The following is a 13,764-nucleotide window of genomic DNA, read 5'->3' as shown; positions in this document are numbered from 1 at the left end:
GGCGGCGGCAACGCTGACCGCGCCCACACATTCAGCCCCGGAGGCCTTACCCCTCGTCCTGTTCTTCTTCAAAGAGGACGGCGTTGGCACCGGTCGCAGACAGCCGCACAGTGCCATCCTCGTCAACCCCGGCGATCAGTCCCTGGCTGATATAATGATGATGCCCGGAGTGACTTCCCTGGCCGCTATCCGCCTTGATCAGCTTGATACGCTGATGTCCTTCGGCGCCTTCGACATGATCGACAGTGCCGACATGGACGCCATCAGCGCCAATAACCTCAGCATGTTCCTTGATGCTGGTAAGATCAACCATCATATTGCTCCTGTGCCGGGAATGACAGGGACTGAACGTCCCGCGCCCGCGCAGGTTGCGCTTGTCCATTAATTCGCGGAGCCGACCCAATGCCCCTTCTTCAAGCCAGCAAGGTCTACAAGCCTTTCGAATATCCCTGGGCCTATGAGTTCTGGAAGCGCCAGCAGCAGCTGCACTGGCTGCCCGAGGAAGTGCCGCTGGGCGAGGATTGCCGCGATTGGGCACAGAAGCTGTCCGATCACGAACGCAACCTGCTGACCCAGATCTTCCGCTTCTTCACCCAGGCGGACGTGGAAGTGCAGGACTGCTACCACGAAAAATATGGCCGCGTGTTCAAGCCGACCGAAGTCAAGATGATGCTGACCGCGTTCAGCAACATGGAAACGGTCCACATCGCCGCCTACAGCCATCTGCTCGACACGATCGGCATGCCCGAAACCGAATATTCTGCCTTCATGCAGTATAAGGAGATGAAGGATAAGCACGACTATCTGAGCCAGTTCGGCGTCGATACGGACGAGGATATCGCCAAGACGCTGGCGATGTTCGGCGGCTTTACCGAAGGGCTCCAGCTCTTCGCCTCCTTCGCTATGCTGATGAACTTCCCGCGCTTCAACAAGATGAAGGGCATGGGCCAGATCGTCACCTGGTCGGTGCGCGACGAAACGCTGCACTGCGAAGGCATCATCAAGCTGTTCCACGCCTTCACCAAGGAACGCGATTGCCTGACGCCGTCGGTCAAGGACGACATCATGGACATGTGCCAGAAGACGGTTCGGATCGAGGACGCGTTCATCGACCTCGTCTTCGAAATGGGTCCTGTGCCTGGCATGACGCCCAAGGACATCAAGAAATATGTCCGCTACATCGCCGACTGGCGCCTGGGACAGCTGGGCCTGAAGCCCATCTACATGATCGACGAGCATCCGCTGCCGTGGCTGACGCCGCTGCTGAACGGCGTGGAGCACGCCAACTTCTTCGAAACCCGCGCGACCGAATATTCGAAGGGCGCGACGCGTGGCCAGTGGAATGAAGTGTGGGATGCGTTTGATCGGCGGAAGAAGCTGAAGGGCGGTGAGGCGGCGAACGCTGATGAGGTGAGCGATCCCGATATGTTCAAGGCGGCGGGTATCGCGGCGGAGTAGATAGTTAGTGCATGACTAGCTCTGCCGATGGTCATGTTTTCTAATGATGATTTGATAGCTTATGTATGATGTAAGGGACATTGCTAACTTCACGCTAGATATCGCTGACGAGCGCAAGATTAAAATTACAAACCTTGCGCTTCAAAAACTTTTGTACTTCGTTCATGGCTGGTTTTATTCGATGTATAATCAGCCGCTGATCAAAAACAAGTTTGAAGCATGGAGGTACGGGCCTGTTCAACGAGTGATTTACGATCAGTTTAAGGTTTTCAAGGGGGCTGCTATTGAAGGTGTTAGGGCCACTTATCTCAATCCATTAACGGGCAACCCCATATTTCGACCCCCTGTAGTAAATCCAGAGCATGCGGAAATAATAAGGGGTGTTTTGCAGAAGTATGAACGATACACTACTGGCGAACTAGTTGACGAATCCCATGTAGAGGATGGGCCTTGGGAGTATGTCTGGAAGCAGGCCGAGGAAGTTGTTTATCCTGGAATGAAAATTCCGGACACATTGATCTTGGAACACTTTAGGCGTTTGCCGCCAATTCTGACAATCCATTGAGGAGAATCTCCTAGTGCCTCGGACTGTAAATGTGCTTGATGCAGCTCGTATGACTGCACCCACTACGCGGGAGACTACTCTGCGAGTGAGTCAGTATTTTGGCGATGCAGGGCCATTCAGCTACGGGCGAGTTAGGAGCCTAACCTCCATCTTATTGGCGGGTTCTATGCCATATCATGTAGCAACGGCTGGGCTGCATAAGATTAAATTCGAGCTCGCTAGAAAATGCAATTTAGACGTCGCAACACTAGTGGCGGATTGCAAAGAATTTCGAGGCCGAACTTTTTACCCGCTGAAAAAGGCTGTGTATCCAATCGACCGCGACTTTTCACTGAGCGTCCGGCCCGAAACAGTAGCGGTTGTCGACGGGATACCAAATCTGATTTTCCTTCAACCTCGTAAGAATGCTACTCCTTGGGCCTACAATGCTCCTTTCATGCGGAGAGTGCTTGAGGAAGTCTATACAGATTACTTTGACACATTCCGTATTTGGCTAATCGATACCGAAGCGCTAGAGAAAGATGATCGGCAACTAAAATTAGTGGATCTTCAAAACGTTGATCCTATGTCTGAGCGTGAATTTATGCGACGGATTGCTTCACTTCGGACTGCTTGGCGAATACATCTCATTGAACCTCCCGCAAGGAAGGATAAGCCCACGCGGCCAGATGACGGCCAGCCGGGCTTTGATTTCTAAGTACTGTATTCCCGCTGAACGCAACGTTTTGTTCCGTTCATGCAACGTCCATCAGCATTCATGTGTTTAGCTCCACAGCCTGACAAATTATCCCAAGGAGCATCACATGAACTTTTCGATCAAGCGCGCCATCGCCGCTTTTTCGCTGGGCGCTATGACGCTGACTGGCGTTGCTGCGACCCCTGCTTTTGCACAGCCTGGCCATGGCCGACATGACGAGCGCCATGGCGGCAAGCATGACCGCGACTGGCGGGGCGACCGCGATCGCCATGACCGTGGCTGGCGCGGCGATGATCGCCGCCACGACAATGGCCGCCACAATGGCTGGCGCCGTCCCGGTGGCGTTGTCTACAGCTATGACTGGAACCGCCCGGATCGCCGCTATGGCAGCCGCTATCGTCCCGACCGCTATTATCGCAGCGGCTATGAGCCGATCCGCGTGACGCGCGGGACGCGTATCTATCGCGGCTATGATGATCGCTATTATTGCCGCCGTTCGGACGGCACGACGGGCCTGATCGTCGGCGCGGCGCTGGGCGGGTTGCTCGGGGGGCAGCTGGATCGCGGCTATTCGAACACTGCTGGCGTGCTGATCGGCGCGGGTGCGGGCGCTCTGCTCGGCCGTGAGATCGATCGCGGCGGTATCAGCTGCCGCTAACTATGGCACCATGGCTGGCGCGCTCCGGTCCAGGGGCGCGCCAGACCTTCGGCGACCAGCAATGCGCCGATCGACCGGCCCTGTCGCGTCACGATGCGCAGGGTCCGTCCATAGCGATCGCGTTCCCGCTCTACCGGCATAAGTGAAAAGGCGCCCGCATTGAGCAGCGCCAACAGCCGCTGCGTTGCCCGCGTGCCCAGCGCGCCCTCTGCGCTGCAACGCGGCCCGTGGGTTTCCGGCGTGTCGATGTCGGCGATGCGGATTTTGGTCCCCTCCATCCAGAATGTATCTCCATCGACCACGCAATCCGGCCCGCCTATGCCGTGGCACAGGCCGAAGCGCGAAGAAGGATTTTCCGCCCGGACAGGCCCCGCCGATCCGATCAGCAGGACATGAAGGGCGAGGAGGGGAGAGAGCAGTTTGCACAGGCGGATCATCCCGCCAGCCTAGGGCACGCGGTTGACGATGCGCGGTGAAGCTGATCCGTTTACCCTCCGTTATGGCGGCTTTGGGCCGTTAGAGCTTCGAGTCCTTTATCTGGATCACTCAATTCCGTTCGGGCTGAGCTAGTCGAAGCCCTGTTCTTTCTAGACAAAAGTACAGCCCTTCGACAGGCTCAGGGCGAACGGTAACAGGGGCAGTGCCGATTTAAGGCGCGACGCTCTAGCGGCTGGAGGCCGGAAGGCGCGGGGAGAGCGCCTTATCCTGCCTCGGCGCTATTCCTCGTCCTCGGTGTTGCCGAGATAGTCTTCCTCATCATCCATCTGCGGTTCGCCCGCGAAGGCGTCATTGTCGATCCGTCCGGAACGGTTCATTTCCTCCATCCGCTCCACCAGGTCGGGCGTGTCTTCGGGGATGATCTGCGCGGGGTTTGGGGTTCCGCCTCGTTCGCTGTCCTCCGACAGGTCGGTGCTGCGCGCGCGGGCGTCGTCGGCGACATCCTGCGCCTGCGATCCCCGGTCTCTCTGCTCGTCATTTTCCTCGACATCATCGGGAAAGCGGTCCTTGTCCGACTGATCCTTTGGCTGGTCCATGAGATGTCTCCTTGCCTGCCCAACCGATCAACCGGGGCGCCCGTTCCATGGCCGTCCAAAAGGCGCTGGACAGGGGAGACGGCAGGGGGCAAGAGCCGCCCGATCCCTTTCATCGCTACCCCTTCGAAGGAAATCCCATGTCCCGCAAACTCATCTCCTCGGGTTCGCCTTTCGAGGCGCAGGTCGGCTATTCGCGCGCTGTGGTTCAGGGCGACTGGTGCTTCGTCGCCGGTACGACCGGCACCGACCCTGAAACCAAGACGATGCCTGAAAGCGTCGTCGATCAGGGCGTCAACGCGCTGAAGGTCATCGGCAAGGCGCTGGAAGATGCGGGCTTTTCCTTCGCCGATGTCGTGCGCGTGACCTATTATATCACTGACCCGGCCTATTGGGATGACCTTGGCAAAGCGACCGCGCCAGTATTCGGTGAGATTCGCCCGGCCGCAAGCTGCGTCGTCGTCGGCCTTATCAAGCCGGAGATGAAGATCGAGATCGAAGTCACCGCGTTCAAAGGCTGACCCCCATGATTACCATGTATGGCATCAAAAATTGCGACACCATCAAGAAGGCGCGCAATTTCCTGGACAATGAGCGGGTCTCCTACAGCTTCCACGACTATAAGGTGTCGGGCGTGGACAAGGGCAAGCTGGAGGAATGGGTGATGGAACATGGGTGGGAAACCATCCTCAACCGTTCCGGCACGACCTTCAAGGCGCTGGACGCGGGCGACAAGGCGCATATCGACGCGGAAAAGGCGATTCTGCTGATGAGCACCAACCCTTCCATGATCAAGCGGCCGATCCTGGATGTTGGCGGTCGGACCGTCGTTGGCTTCAAGGCTACCACCTATGAAGAAGCGCTGAGCAAGGTGAAGGTCTGATCGGCCGCGCGGCGGCTTGTCAAATGGGGCGCGGGGGCGAATAACGGGAATATGCTTTCGCAGAAGACCCGTTACGCCATCCGCGCTCTCCAGCATCTTGCCGACCGCTACCGTCAGGGACCCGTGCCGCTGAATGAAATTGCGACGCGGCAGAATATCCCGGCGAAGTTCCTGACAGTCATTCTGTCGGAACTGTCGCGCGAAGGGCTGGTGGCGACGCAGCGGGGGCGGGACGGGGGCTATTGGCTCGCGCTGGCTCCGGTTGATATCAGCTATGGCGACATCGTGCGGCTGACCCGAGGATCGCTGGCGCTGACACCCTGTGCCAGCCGATTCGCGCATGAAACCTGCACCAACTGCTTGCCCGAATCGGAATGCAGGCTGCATCGCGTGATGCTGCGCGTGCGGGACGAGACGGCGAAGGTACTGGATGGCATCAGCCTGGCCGAACCACTGGCGATGGAAGACGCGGGCTAGCTCTTGCGCGCCGCGTTCGGCTTCGCCACATCTCCGCCATGACCACGCCTCCGCTAAAAGCCGCCCTGATTCCCGTCACTCCCTTGCAGCAGAATTGCACGCTCTTCTGGTGCACGGCCACCAACCGTGGTGCTTTTGTCGATCCGGGTGGGGACCTCCCGCGGCTGAAGGCCGCTGCGGAGCAGCAGGGCGTGACGATCGAAAAGATATTGGTGACGCACGGCCATATCGACCATTGCGGCGAGGCGGGCACATTGGCCAAGGAACTCGGCGTGCCGATCGAAGGGCCGCATGAGGCAGATCGCTTCTGGATCAGCCGTCTGGAAGAAGATGGCCGCAATTACGGCGTGAACGGAAAGATCTTCGAGCCTGACCGCTGGCTGGCCGACGGCGATCAGGTGACGGTCGGCGATCTGGTGCTGGACGTCTATCATTGCCCCGGCCACACGCCCGGCCATGTCGTGTTCCATCACGCGCCCAGCAAGCTGGCGATCGTCGGCGACGTGCTGTTCCAGGGATCGATCGGCCGCACGGATTTCCCGATGGGCAATCACCAGCAGCTGATCGACGCCATCACGGGCAAGCTTTGGCCGCTGGGTGGCGACACTGCCTTCGTGCCAGGCCACGGCCCGATGAGCGATTTCGCCCATGAGCGCCGCACCAATCCTTTCGTTGGTGATGCGGTTCTCGGCTAACGGCTAGCGCGCGGCCATGGCTGGTGGCGCAGGCACCGCGCGGGTCGCATGATAGGCAACATAGAGGGCAGCCACTGCTAGTGCCGCCGTCACCACCCAGGTGAGCATCGCGCCGCCTGCCCGCCAGGCGTTAGGGCGATCCGCGTCCATGCCTATCCCGTGCGAAGCGCGCGCGATGACATAGGTCAGCGCGCCTATCCACAGCCACAGCGGCGATCCGATAGCCAGTTCGACCAGCGCGAAGAGAATGAGGATGATCGGCGTATATTCGGCGAAGTTCGCATGCGCCCGTATCCGGCGCGCAAGCAGCTGATCGCCGCCATCGCCATGCAGCACCTTGCTGCCGACGCGAATCCGGGCGCAGCGAAATGCGAGCCACAGGTTGAGAAGCGCGCAGGCAGCGGCCAAGGTCAGCGTGATCGGCAACAGCATCGCATGTTTCTCCCTATCCTTACGTTGGCGGTACAATAGGCGGCCATCGTTTCGGGGCAAGGAAGGACTTGCACCCCTGCCAAAAAACGCTATAGGCGCAGGGCTTCGCGATCACCCGGGCCGCATGGGTCTGCGGCGCCTGTGGCGTCGATATTCATCGGATTTCGGCCAGTCGCTTAACCAGATCTAATTATGGAATAAGGTGCCGACATGGCTGTCCCCAAGAGGAAAACTTCCCCGTCCCGTCGCGGCATGCGTCGCAGCCACGACGCGCTGCGCGTTGAAGCGTTCCAGGAATGCTCGAACTGCGGTGAACTCAAGCGCCCGCATAATCTGTGCGACGCCTGCGGCCACTATAACGGCCGCGAAGTCGTTGCCGTCGGGGCCTGACGACACACTCCCTCCTGCAAAGGTGTCCTGAAGTGTCCAGCCAACCGCGAATCGCAATCGACGCGATGGGCGGGGATGAAGGCGTGCGCGTGATGATGGCGGGTGTAGCGCTCGCCCGTCACCGCCACGAAGGGCTACGCTTCACCCTTTTCGGAGACGAGGCGCGGATCAAGGCCGCCCTCGACAATCATCCGAATCTGCGGGCCGCTTCCGAAGTGGTGCACGCCAGCGATGTCGTGTCTGCGGGGGATAAGCCCAGCGCCGCCATCCGCAAGAAGGCCAGCTCCATGAGCATGGCGATCGCTGCGGTGAAGGCTGGCGAGGCGGGCGCTGCGGTCTCGTCGGGTAATACCGGCGCGTTGATGGCGATGGCCAAGCTGGCGCTGCGTACCATGCCGGGCATTGATCGGCCCGCTCTGGCGGCTTTGCTGCCTACGCTCGGCGACAATGACGTGGTCATGTTGGACCTGGGCGCCAATACAGAATGCGACGCCCGCAACCTGGTGCAGTTTGCTGTGATGGGCGCGGCCTATGCGCGCATCGCTTTCGACCTTGAACGCCCGCGCGTTCGCATCATGAACATCGGCACGGAAGACATGAAGGGCACGGAAGAAATCCGTGACGCTGCCGCGATTCTGCGCGCTGCGACGAGCCTGCCTCTGTCGTTCGATGGCTTTACCGAAGGCGACAAGATCGGGCGCGGCGAGGCCGATGTGATCGTCAGCGATGGGTTTTCCGGCAATGTGGCGCTGAAGACGGCGGAGGGCACGGCCCGATTCGTCACTGACCTGCTGCGCACCGCCTTCACCAGCTCGATCCGGTCCAAGATCGGGTTCCTGATTTCCAAGCCCGCCATGCATCTGCTCAAGCATCATCTGGACCCCAACAACCATAATGGTGCGGTCTTTCTGGGCCTGAACGGTGTCGTGGTGAAAAGTCATGGCAACGCCAATGACAAGGGCGTCGCCAATGCCGTCCATGTTGCTGCGCGGCTGTTGGAAGAAGATATTACGCGGCGTATCGCCGCCGACATGGCGGGTGTTAGCGCGCTTTCGGCCGTGGCGTCCAAACAGGAGCTCGCCGCAAAGTGATTCGCAGATCCGTTCTTCTGGGTACGGGGTCGGCTCTCCCGGTTCGTGCGGTCAGCAACGCTGAACTGGCGGAGACCGTGGACACGAGCGACGAGTGGATCGTCGAGCGCACCGGCATCCGCAATCGCCACATCGCGGGCGACGGCGAAACAACCGCAAGCCTTGCGACCGATGCTGCTCGCGCGGCACTGGATGCGGCGGGCTTGGCTGCGCAGGATATCGACCTCATCATTCTGGCGACGGCTACGCCGGACCAGACCTTTCCCGCCAGCGCGACCATTGTGCAGGCAGCGCTCGGCATCAATGATTGCGTGGCATTCGACGTTGCGGCGGTGTGCTCGGGCTTCCTCTACGCGGTGACGGTGGCGGACAGCATGATCCAGTCTGGCGCCGCGCAAAAGGCGCTGGTGATCGGATCGGAGACGTTCAGCCGCATTCTCGATTGGGAAGATCGGACGACCTGCGTCCTGTTCGGGGACGGCGCGGGGGCGATCATACTGGGCGCTGAGGAAAGCACGGACGGAGCGCGCGGCATATTGGCTTCAAAGCTGCATGCTGACGGTCGGCATAACCAGCTTCTCTATGTCGATGGCGGGCCTTCGACGACGAAGACGGTCGGCAAGCTGCGCATGAAGGGGCAGGAAGTCTTCCGCCATGCGGTCGTCAACCTTGCCTCGGTACTGACCGAGGTCATGGAAATAGCAGGCCTCGGCACGGACCAGATTGACTGGCTGATCCCTCATCAGGCGAATGCGCGCATTCTGGACGCCACCGCGCGGAAGCTGAAGCTGTCGCCCGATCGGGTCGTCATGACGGTGGATCGCCACGCCAATACTTCCGCCGCTTCGGTGCCATTGGCGCTTGATCTGGCCATGCGTGACGGCCGGATTAAGTCCGGCGACCTGCTCGTGCTGGAGGCGATGGGCGGGGGCTTTACCTGGGGCGCTTGCGTCCTTCGGGTCTAAGCCAAGGCATCTACCCGGAATTCTTTGACTTTCTTCCGCGAGTCATCTTGCAGAATCATTCAGCTTATCGCACAATTTACCATTGTCGTCGGCATTGACCCGGCGGATGAAGGTGGGGACGTTCGATGACTGGCAATGGCACCCTGACACGCGCAGATCTGGCGGAAAGCGTCAATCGTCATATTGGCCTTTCACGATCCGAGGCCGCCGCGCTTATCGAGTCCATATTGGAACATATGACCTCCGCACTGGAACGCGGGGAAAATGTGAAGATATCGAGCTTTGGCACCTTCGTTCTGCGCGACAAGACCCAGCGCATGGGCCGCAATCCCAAGACAGGGGTTGAGGTGCCCATCGAACCGCGCCGCGTGTTGACCTTCCGCGCCAGCCAGACCATGCGGGACCGCGTTGCCGCATCCTGATAGGTTAGGCCCTAAGGATAGCTGCCAGTTAATCCCGCGCATGGTTGACCTTTGCGCCCTGATAGGTGCAACATCGGACCCATGGAAAAGGCAGAGGGTGCGTTCCTGACGATTAGCGAGCTGTCCGGGGAACTGGGGCTTCCGCAGCATATTCTGCGTTACTGGGAAACGCGTTTTCCCCAACTGCGTCCTCTCCAGCGGTCGGGTAATCGCCGCTATTACAGGCCAGCGGATGTGGCGCTGGTCAGGCGCATCAATCAGTTGTTGAACGAAGAGGGCTTCACGGTGCGGGGCGCGCAAAAGGCGCTTGCCGATGGGATCGCCGTGGCGAAGCCTGCCGCTGTTCCAGCTCCTGCCGTTTCGGCCAAGCCTGAGCGGGGTGCGGATTTGCTGGATCGGCTTCAGGCGATCCGGGCGGCTTTGGCGCAGGCTATTGGGGAGTAAGTTCAGCGCCTCGTGTTTACTTAGCGCTTCGTGCGCTAACTTAGTGCCGCCCTTTAAACCGGTTCGCCCCAAGCTTGTCGAAGGGCTTTACTGCCCCTCAAAAAGAAGAGGGCTTCGACAAGCTCAGCCCGAACGGAGGTGGGTGGTCCGGGTTGAACTCACTCTGCGGCAGCAGCGACCTTGGTGACTTAGAACAGTTGATTTAACGCGATTCCGGGCCTAGCGCCGGATCCAGATCACGCGGGCGAGTGAAGCTCATCAGCGTTCCCGCGTTCGGTGCGACGTCCGCCCAGGCATCGACATCCAGATCCAGAACCGCCAGGCTGGCGGTTGGAAACTTCACTTCCACATCGCCGCGTAGCGGGCTGGCGTCATTGTCCGGCACAAGTTCCAGGATCAGTTCTTCGAGGCCGGGATTATGTCCCGCCAGGATCACGTTGCTTGCAGTGTCGGGCAGATCGCGCAGCACATCCAGCAACGTTGCCACGGACGCCAGATATATGCGGCGATCCCAATGAGGATCGAGCGGCTGGCCGTAGCCTTCAAGGAAGGTGTCGAGAGTCTGCACGACCCGGACGGCGGGAGAGGCGACGAGAAAGTCGAACTGCATTTTCCGGTTGCGGGCATATTGACCGATCAGCAGCGCCGCCTTTTCCCCGCGTCGGTTCAGTGGCCGGTCGAAATCCCGCTCTACCGGATCGTCCCAGTCGGACTTGGCGTGGCGCAACAGGGTCAACCGCTTCATCTTTGCTCCAGGTCGGGAATGCCGGATTCGTGTCCTCGTTGCCCTAGCGGCATGCCGTCGCCAAGGCCAGCGTGGCAATGGGCGCTGACCGCAATGATCGCTTCGTCAAGGGTGACGCGGCGAATGGGGGTGCCCGGTGGAAAGGCGCTGAGCAGGCGACTGGGCATCGCGGCCGACAATATGACGAAGCTGCCGCGATCCTCGGCGCGGCGGATCAGGCGGCCAAAGGCTTGGGCAAGGCGCGCGCGGATGAGCCGGTCGTCATAGGCGGCACCCCCTCCGGCGAGACGGCGGGCGGCGTGCAGCACCGTGGGCTTTGACCATGGGACGCCCTCCATCACGACGAGGCGTAACGAATGGCCGGGCACATCGACTCCATCGCGCAAGGCGTCCGTGCCGAGCAGCGACGCGCGCGGATCGTCGCGGAAGATGTCGATCAGCGTGCCGGTGTCCATCGGATCGACATGCTGGGCGTAGAGCGGCAGGCCCGCCCGCGCCAGACGATCGGCGATGCGCGCATGGACCGCACGCAACCGCCGTATCGCCGTGAATAGGCCGAGCGTCCCGCCGCCAGCCGCCTCGATCAGCCGCCCATAGGCACCCGACAGTGCGGCAATGTCCCCGCGCTTGATGTCGGTGACGACCAGCACCTCGGCGCGGCCGGGATAGTCGAACGGGCTTGCCGCTTCGAACCGTTGGGCACCGTGCGGGAGATGGCTCGCCCCGCTGCGGCTTTCCGCATTGTCCCAATCGCCGCCGCCCTTGAGTGTCGCGGAGGTTATAAGCACGCCCTGTGCAGGTTTCAGCACGGTTTCAGCCAGGGGCCGGGTAGGGTCCAGCCAGTGGCGATGGATGCCGATGTCGAATTCCCGGCCTTCGATGCGATCGACCGTCATCCAGTCGACGAAATCCGCATCAGCCGGGCCGCCGATCCGGGCCAGCAGCGCGAGCCAAGCGGCGATGAGGTCGCACCGCCAGCCGAGCGAAGCAATCGCGCCTTCGATCCGTGCGCGGGCTGCGCCGTCGAGCCAATCGGGCGCATCCTCGATGACTGCCTCCAGCCGTTTGCTAAGCCGGTTGAGCGGCCGCAGCAAAGCGTCGAGCGCCAGCGCCGCCTCCTGCGCGGCTTCGACCAGCGGGCCATCTGGCTCGGCAACTTCCGTTTCCAGTCCATAGCCTGCGTCCGCTTCCCCAACGTCGGCGGCGCGGGCATAGACGGTGCCACGCACCGCGGCGAGCAGCTGTTCAAGTGGTCCGAAGGGTTCCCCCGCGACGATCCGCTTCAGCCATTCATCGGCTGGCAGCGCGCGCGCGGCGTCCGCCGCCGCGCGGATCGCCTGGCCGCCTTCCTCGTCATAGCTGGCCAAATCCGAAAGGCGGGCGGCAAGACCGCGCCGCCGACCGCGCGAATTGCCTTCAGGTCCCATGACCCAGCGGCGCAGCTCGATGGCTTCCTGCCCTGACAAGGCGACGGAAAAGGTGGAGTCGGCCGCGTCGAAAAGGTGATGGCCCTCATCGAAGATGATGCGCTGGGGCCGCTGGCCTGTCTCACGACCGCGCGCGGCGTTGATCATGACGAGGGCGTGATTGGCGATGACGATGTCCGCGTCGGCCGAGGCGCGCGCCGACCGTTCGATGAAGCATTTGCGGTAATGCGGACAGCCCGCGTAGATGCATTCGCCCCGGCGGTCGGTCAACGCGGTCGATCCATTGCGGCGGAACAATGTCGGCAGCCAGCCCGGCAGGTCGCCGCCGACCATGTCGCCGTCTTTGCTGAACGCCGCCCAGCGCGCGACGAGTTGGGCCAGGATCGCCGCGCGGCCGGAAAAACCGCCCTGCAATGCATCTTCCAGGTTCAGCAGGCAGAGGTAATTTTCGCGCCCCTTGCGTACGACGATCCGCCGCGCTGCCGTTGCCGGATCGGGGAAGAGGCGCAGGCTTTCGCGGTCAAGCTGCCGTTGGAGCGCTTTGGTATAGGTCGATATCCACACCGTGCCTTGCGCCTGCGATGCCCAAAGCGAGGCCGGGGCGAGGTAGCCCAATGTCTTGCCGATCCCGGTGCCAGCCTCCGCCAGCAGCATGTTGGGTTGATCCCGATGTTGTCGCGGGCGGAAGCTTTCCACGGCTGCCGCCGCATAAGCGCGCTGCCCCGGCCGGGCTTCCGCCTCGCTACCGGTCAGATGCGCCAACCGCGCCAACACCGCCTCTTCGTCGAGGGAGATGGTGCGCGGGGCTGGACGCGGCGGTGTTTCCTCCCATTCGGGCAGGCGGGAGAAAAGCCAGCGTTCCGCTTCGGACGGTCGGCTTATCCGGGGGGCGATCAGCGGCGCCCATGGCCAGCGGAGGCGGTGCAGCGTTTGGGCGGAAGTCCAGCCGCCTTCCCGCTCGGTCCATGAAGGCGATCCGAGCATGTCCAGCAGCGCGGCGGTGGCGGCTTGCAGCAGCTGCGGAATGTCCGCTTCGCTGCCCGGCCGTTCCAGGCCGAGCGCTTCGGCAAGGCCCTTGGGCGTGGGGACAAGAAAGCGGGCCGGGTGGACGAAAGCCCAAAGCTCCAGCAGGTCCAGGCCGTTAAGCTCAGGATAGCCGAGCCTTTGCCCCGTCAGCGGCGCATTGAGCAGCAAAGTGGGTGTCTCTGCGGCGCAGGCTATGGCCGCTCCCTTTGCGACCGCCCGGGTGTCTTCACCCTCGCGCAACCAGATCCCACCATGGCTGGCATGAAGGGCGGGCAGGGCAGTGGGGTCGATCACTCCAATCGCTTAGGCGACAGGGAACAAAAGGGAAACCGGAAAAAGGCTCAACTCAGCTTGCGCG

At 61.4% G+C, this 13,764-nt stretch carries 18 protein-coding genes; 12 read left to right on the top strand and 6 right to left on the bottom strand.

Features of this window, described 5'->3' with window-relative positions:
- Positions 1-46: 46 nt before the first annotated feature.
- Positions 47-313: a DUF2171 domain-containing protein gene (locus ACZ5TH_RS09785; RefSeq protein WP_464780013.1), complete on the bottom strand. Its 267-nt coding sequence runs from the start codon at positions 311-313 to the stop codon at positions 47-49.
- A gap of 89 nt (positions 314-402) precedes the next feature.
- Here ACZ5TH_RS09785 and ACZ5TH_RS09780 point away from each other — a divergent pair, with 89 nt between their 5' ends.
- The 3 genes from ACZ5TH_RS09780 to ACZ5TH_RS09770 all read left to right on the top strand — a co-directional run bounded on the left by ACZ5TH_RS09780 (position 403) and on the right by ACZ5TH_RS09770 (position 3,378).
- A complete protein-coding gene (locus ACZ5TH_RS09780) occupies positions 403-1,458 on the top strand; it encodes a ribonucleotide-diphosphate reductase subunit beta (RefSeq protein WP_464793774.1) in 1,056 nt (351 codons plus the stop codon).
- A 61-nt stretch (positions 1,459-1,519) separates the two neighbouring features.
- Positions 1,520-2,023, top strand: coding sequence for a Panacea domain-containing protein (locus ACZ5TH_RS09775; protein WP_464793773.1), 504 nt, complete (start codon positions 1,520-1,522; stop codon positions 2,021-2,023).
- 803 nt (positions 2,024-2,826) lie between these two features.
- Entirely contained in the window at positions 2,827-3,378 is a 552-nt protein-coding gene (locus tag ACZ5TH_RS09770) for a glycine zipper 2TM domain-containing protein (RefSeq protein WP_464793772.1), read from the top strand.
- On the opposite strand, the gene ACZ5TH_RS09765 is transcribed toward ACZ5TH_RS09770, so the two are convergent.
- The gene (locus tag ACZ5TH_RS09765) at positions 3,375-3,815 is read right to left on the bottom strand and encodes a thermonuclease family protein (RefSeq protein WP_464793771.1); all 441 of its coding nucleotides are present in this window, start codon (positions 3,813-3,815) and stop codon (positions 3,375-3,377) included. The two genes, ACZ5TH_RS09770 and ACZ5TH_RS09765, sit on opposite strands and share 4 nt — an antisense overlap.
- A gap of 279 nt (positions 3,816-4,094) precedes the next feature.
- Positions 4,095-4,412 (bottom strand): hypothetical protein, encoded by a 318-nt coding sequence (locus ACZ5TH_RS09760; protein WP_464793770.1) that lies wholly within the window; start codon positions 4,410-4,412, stop codon positions 4,095-4,097.
- A 137-nt stretch (positions 4,413-4,549) separates the two neighbouring features.
- Between ACZ5TH_RS09760 and ACZ5TH_RS09755 the strand changes: the two genes are divergently transcribed.
- Genes ACZ5TH_RS09755 through ACZ5TH_RS09740 form a run of 4 tightly spaced genes read left to right on the top strand, consistent with a single transcriptional unit; the run spans position 4,550 to position 6,464 of the window.
- Positions 4,550-4,930 (top strand): RidA family protein, encoded by a 381-nt coding sequence (locus ACZ5TH_RS09755; protein ID WP_460988117.1) that lies wholly within the window; start codon positions 4,550-4,552, stop codon positions 4,928-4,930.
- Between the two features lie 5 nt (positions 4,931-4,935).
- Entirely contained in the window at positions 4,936-5,292 is a 357-nt protein-coding gene (locus ACZ5TH_RS09750) for an ArsC family reductase (RefSeq protein WP_464793769.1), read from the top strand.
- Between the two features lie 51 nt (positions 5,293-5,343).
- Positions 5,344-5,769, top strand: coding sequence for an RrF2 family transcriptional regulator (locus ACZ5TH_RS09745; RefSeq protein WP_196224625.1), 426 nt, complete (start codon positions 5,344-5,346; stop codon positions 5,767-5,769).
- Between the two features lie 38 nt (positions 5,770-5,807).
- On the top strand, positions 5,808-6,464 hold the full coding sequence (locus ACZ5TH_RS09740) for an MBL fold metallo-hydrolase (RefSeq protein WP_464771350.1): 657 nt from the start codon (positions 5,808-5,810) through the stop codon (positions 6,462-6,464).
- Positions 6,465-6,467: 3 nt separating this feature from the next.
- Here ACZ5TH_RS09740 and ACZ5TH_RS09735 read toward each other — a convergent pair whose 3' ends face one another.
- Positions 6,468-6,896 carry an MAPEG family protein gene (locus ACZ5TH_RS09735; RefSeq protein WP_464793768.1) on the bottom strand — a complete coding sequence of 143 codons (429 nt, stop codon included), beginning with the start codon at positions 6,894-6,896 and terminating at the stop codon, positions 6,468-6,470.
- 210 nt (positions 6,897-7,106) lie between these two features.
- Here ACZ5TH_RS09735 and rpmF point away from each other — a divergent pair, with 210 nt between their 5' ends.
- The 5 genes from rpmF to ACZ5TH_RS09710 all read left to right on the top strand — a co-directional run bounded on the left by rpmF (position 7,107) and on the right by ACZ5TH_RS09710 (position 10,208).
- Positions 7,107-7,286, top strand: coding sequence for a 50S ribosomal protein L32 (rpmF, locus tag ACZ5TH_RS09730; RefSeq protein ID WP_081570365.1), 180 nt, complete (start codon positions 7,107-7,109; stop codon positions 7,284-7,286).
- Positions 7,287-7,351: 65 nt separating this feature from the next.
- Positions 7,352-8,377 carry a phosphate acyltransferase PlsX gene (gene plsX / locus ACZ5TH_RS09725; protein ID WP_449474679.1) on the top strand — a complete coding sequence of 342 codons (1,026 nt, stop codon included), beginning with the start codon at positions 7,352-7,354 and terminating at the stop codon, positions 8,375-8,377.
- A complete protein-coding gene (locus tag ACZ5TH_RS09720) occupies positions 8,374-9,342 on the top strand; it encodes a beta-ketoacyl-ACP synthase III (RefSeq protein WP_464793767.1) in 969 nt (322 codons plus the stop codon). The genes plsX and ACZ5TH_RS09720 overlap by 4 nt, the downstream gene beginning before the upstream one ends.
- Positions 9,343-9,467: 125 nt before the next feature.
- Complete coding sequence (ihfA, locus tag ACZ5TH_RS09715) at positions 9,468-9,764, top strand: integration host factor subunit alpha (protein ID WP_449474233.1); 297 nt, start codon at positions 9,468-9,470, stop codon at positions 9,762-9,764.
- 81 nt (positions 9,765-9,845) lie between these two features.
- The gene (locus ACZ5TH_RS09710) at positions 9,846-10,208 is read left to right on the top strand and encodes a MerR family transcriptional regulator (protein WP_464793766.1); all 363 of its coding nucleotides are present in this window, start codon (positions 9,846-9,848) and stop codon (positions 10,206-10,208) included.
- Positions 10,209-10,410: 202 nt separating this feature from the next.
- Here ACZ5TH_RS09710 and ACZ5TH_RS09705 read toward each other — a convergent pair whose 3' ends face one another.
- Together ACZ5TH_RS09705 and ACZ5TH_RS09700 are read right to left on the bottom strand one after the other, a co-directional pair.
- Positions 10,411-10,953 (bottom strand): SixA phosphatase family protein, encoded by a 543-nt coding sequence (locus ACZ5TH_RS09705; RefSeq protein WP_464793765.1) that lies wholly within the window; start codon positions 10,951-10,953, stop codon positions 10,411-10,413.
- Positions 10,950-13,700 (bottom strand): ATP-dependent DNA helicase, encoded by a 2,751-nt coding sequence (locus ACZ5TH_RS09700; protein ID WP_464793764.1) that lies wholly within the window; start codon positions 13,698-13,700, stop codon positions 10,950-10,952. The genes ACZ5TH_RS09705 and ACZ5TH_RS09700 overlap by 4 nt, the downstream gene beginning before the upstream one ends.
- Positions 13,701-13,764 lie beyond the last annotated feature (64 nt).

The organism is Sphingobium sp. TomTYG73, from assembly GCF_055394245.1.
The sequence above is the reverse complement of the archived record's forward strand: the minus strand, read 5'-3'. Positions and strand labels throughout refer to the sequence as shown.

Bases quoted from the DNA above. Each gene is read 5' to 3' on its own strand.
- ACZ5TH_RS09745 (WP_196224625.1), top strand. From the start codon at position 5,344: ATGCTTTCGCAGAAGACCCGTTACGCCATCCGCGCTCTCCAGCATCTT.
- ACZ5TH_RS09760 (WP_464793770.1), bottom strand. From the start codon at position 4,412: ATGGACCAGCCAAAGGATCAGTCGGACAAGGACCGCTTTCCCGATGAT.
- ACZ5TH_RS09710 (WP_464793766.1), top strand. From the start codon at position 9,846: ATGGAAAAGGCAGAGGGTGCGTTCCTGACGATTAGCGAGCTGTCCGGG.
- plsX (WP_449474679.1), top strand. From the start codon at position 7,352: ATGGGCGGGGATGAAGGCGTGCGCGTGATGATGGCGGGTGTAGCGCTC.
- ACZ5TH_RS09735 (WP_464793768.1), bottom strand. From the start codon at position 6,896: ATGCTGTTGCCGATCACGCTGACCTTGGCCGCTGCCTGCGCGCTTCTC.
- ACZ5TH_RS09740 (WP_464771350.1), top strand. From the start codon at position 5,808: ATGACCACGCCTCCGCTAAAAGCCGCCCTGATTCCCGTCACTCCCTTG.
- ACZ5TH_RS09765 (WP_464793771.1), bottom strand. From the start codon at position 3,815: ATGATCCGCCTGTGCAAACTGCTCTCTCCCCTCCTCGCCCTTCATGTC.
- ACZ5TH_RS09750 (WP_464793769.1), top strand. From the start codon at position 4,936: ATGATTACCATGTATGGCATCAAAAATTGCGACACCATCAAGAAGGCG.
- ACZ5TH_RS09770 (WP_464793772.1), top strand. From the start codon at position 2,827: ATGAACTTTTCGATCAAGCGCGCCATCGCCGCTTTTTCGCTGGGCGCT.
- ACZ5TH_RS09705 (WP_464793765.1), bottom strand. From the start codon at position 10,953: ATGAAGCGGTTGACCCTGTTGCGCCACGCCAAGTCCGACTGGGACGAT.
- ACZ5TH_RS09780 (WP_464793774.1), top strand. From the start codon at position 403: ATGCCCCTTCTTCAAGCCAGCAAGGTCTACAAGCCTTTCGAATATCCC.
- ACZ5TH_RS09775 (WP_464793773.1), top strand. From the start codon at position 1,520: ATGTATGATGTAAGGGACATTGCTAACTTCACGCTAGATATCGCTGAC.
- rpmF (WP_081570365.1), top strand. From the start codon at position 7,107: ATGGCTGTCCCCAAGAGGAAAACTTCCCCGTCCCGTCGCGGCATGCGT.
- ihfA (WP_449474233.1), top strand. From the start codon at position 9,468: ATGACTGGCAATGGCACCCTGACACGCGCAGATCTGGCGGAAAGCGTC.
- ACZ5TH_RS09785 (WP_464780013.1), bottom strand. From the start codon at position 313: ATGGTTGATCTTACCAGCATCAAGGAACATGCTGAGGTTATTGGCGCT.
- ACZ5TH_RS09755 (WP_460988117.1), top strand. From the start codon at position 4,550: ATGTCCCGCAAACTCATCTCCTCGGGTTCGCCTTTCGAGGCGCAGGTC.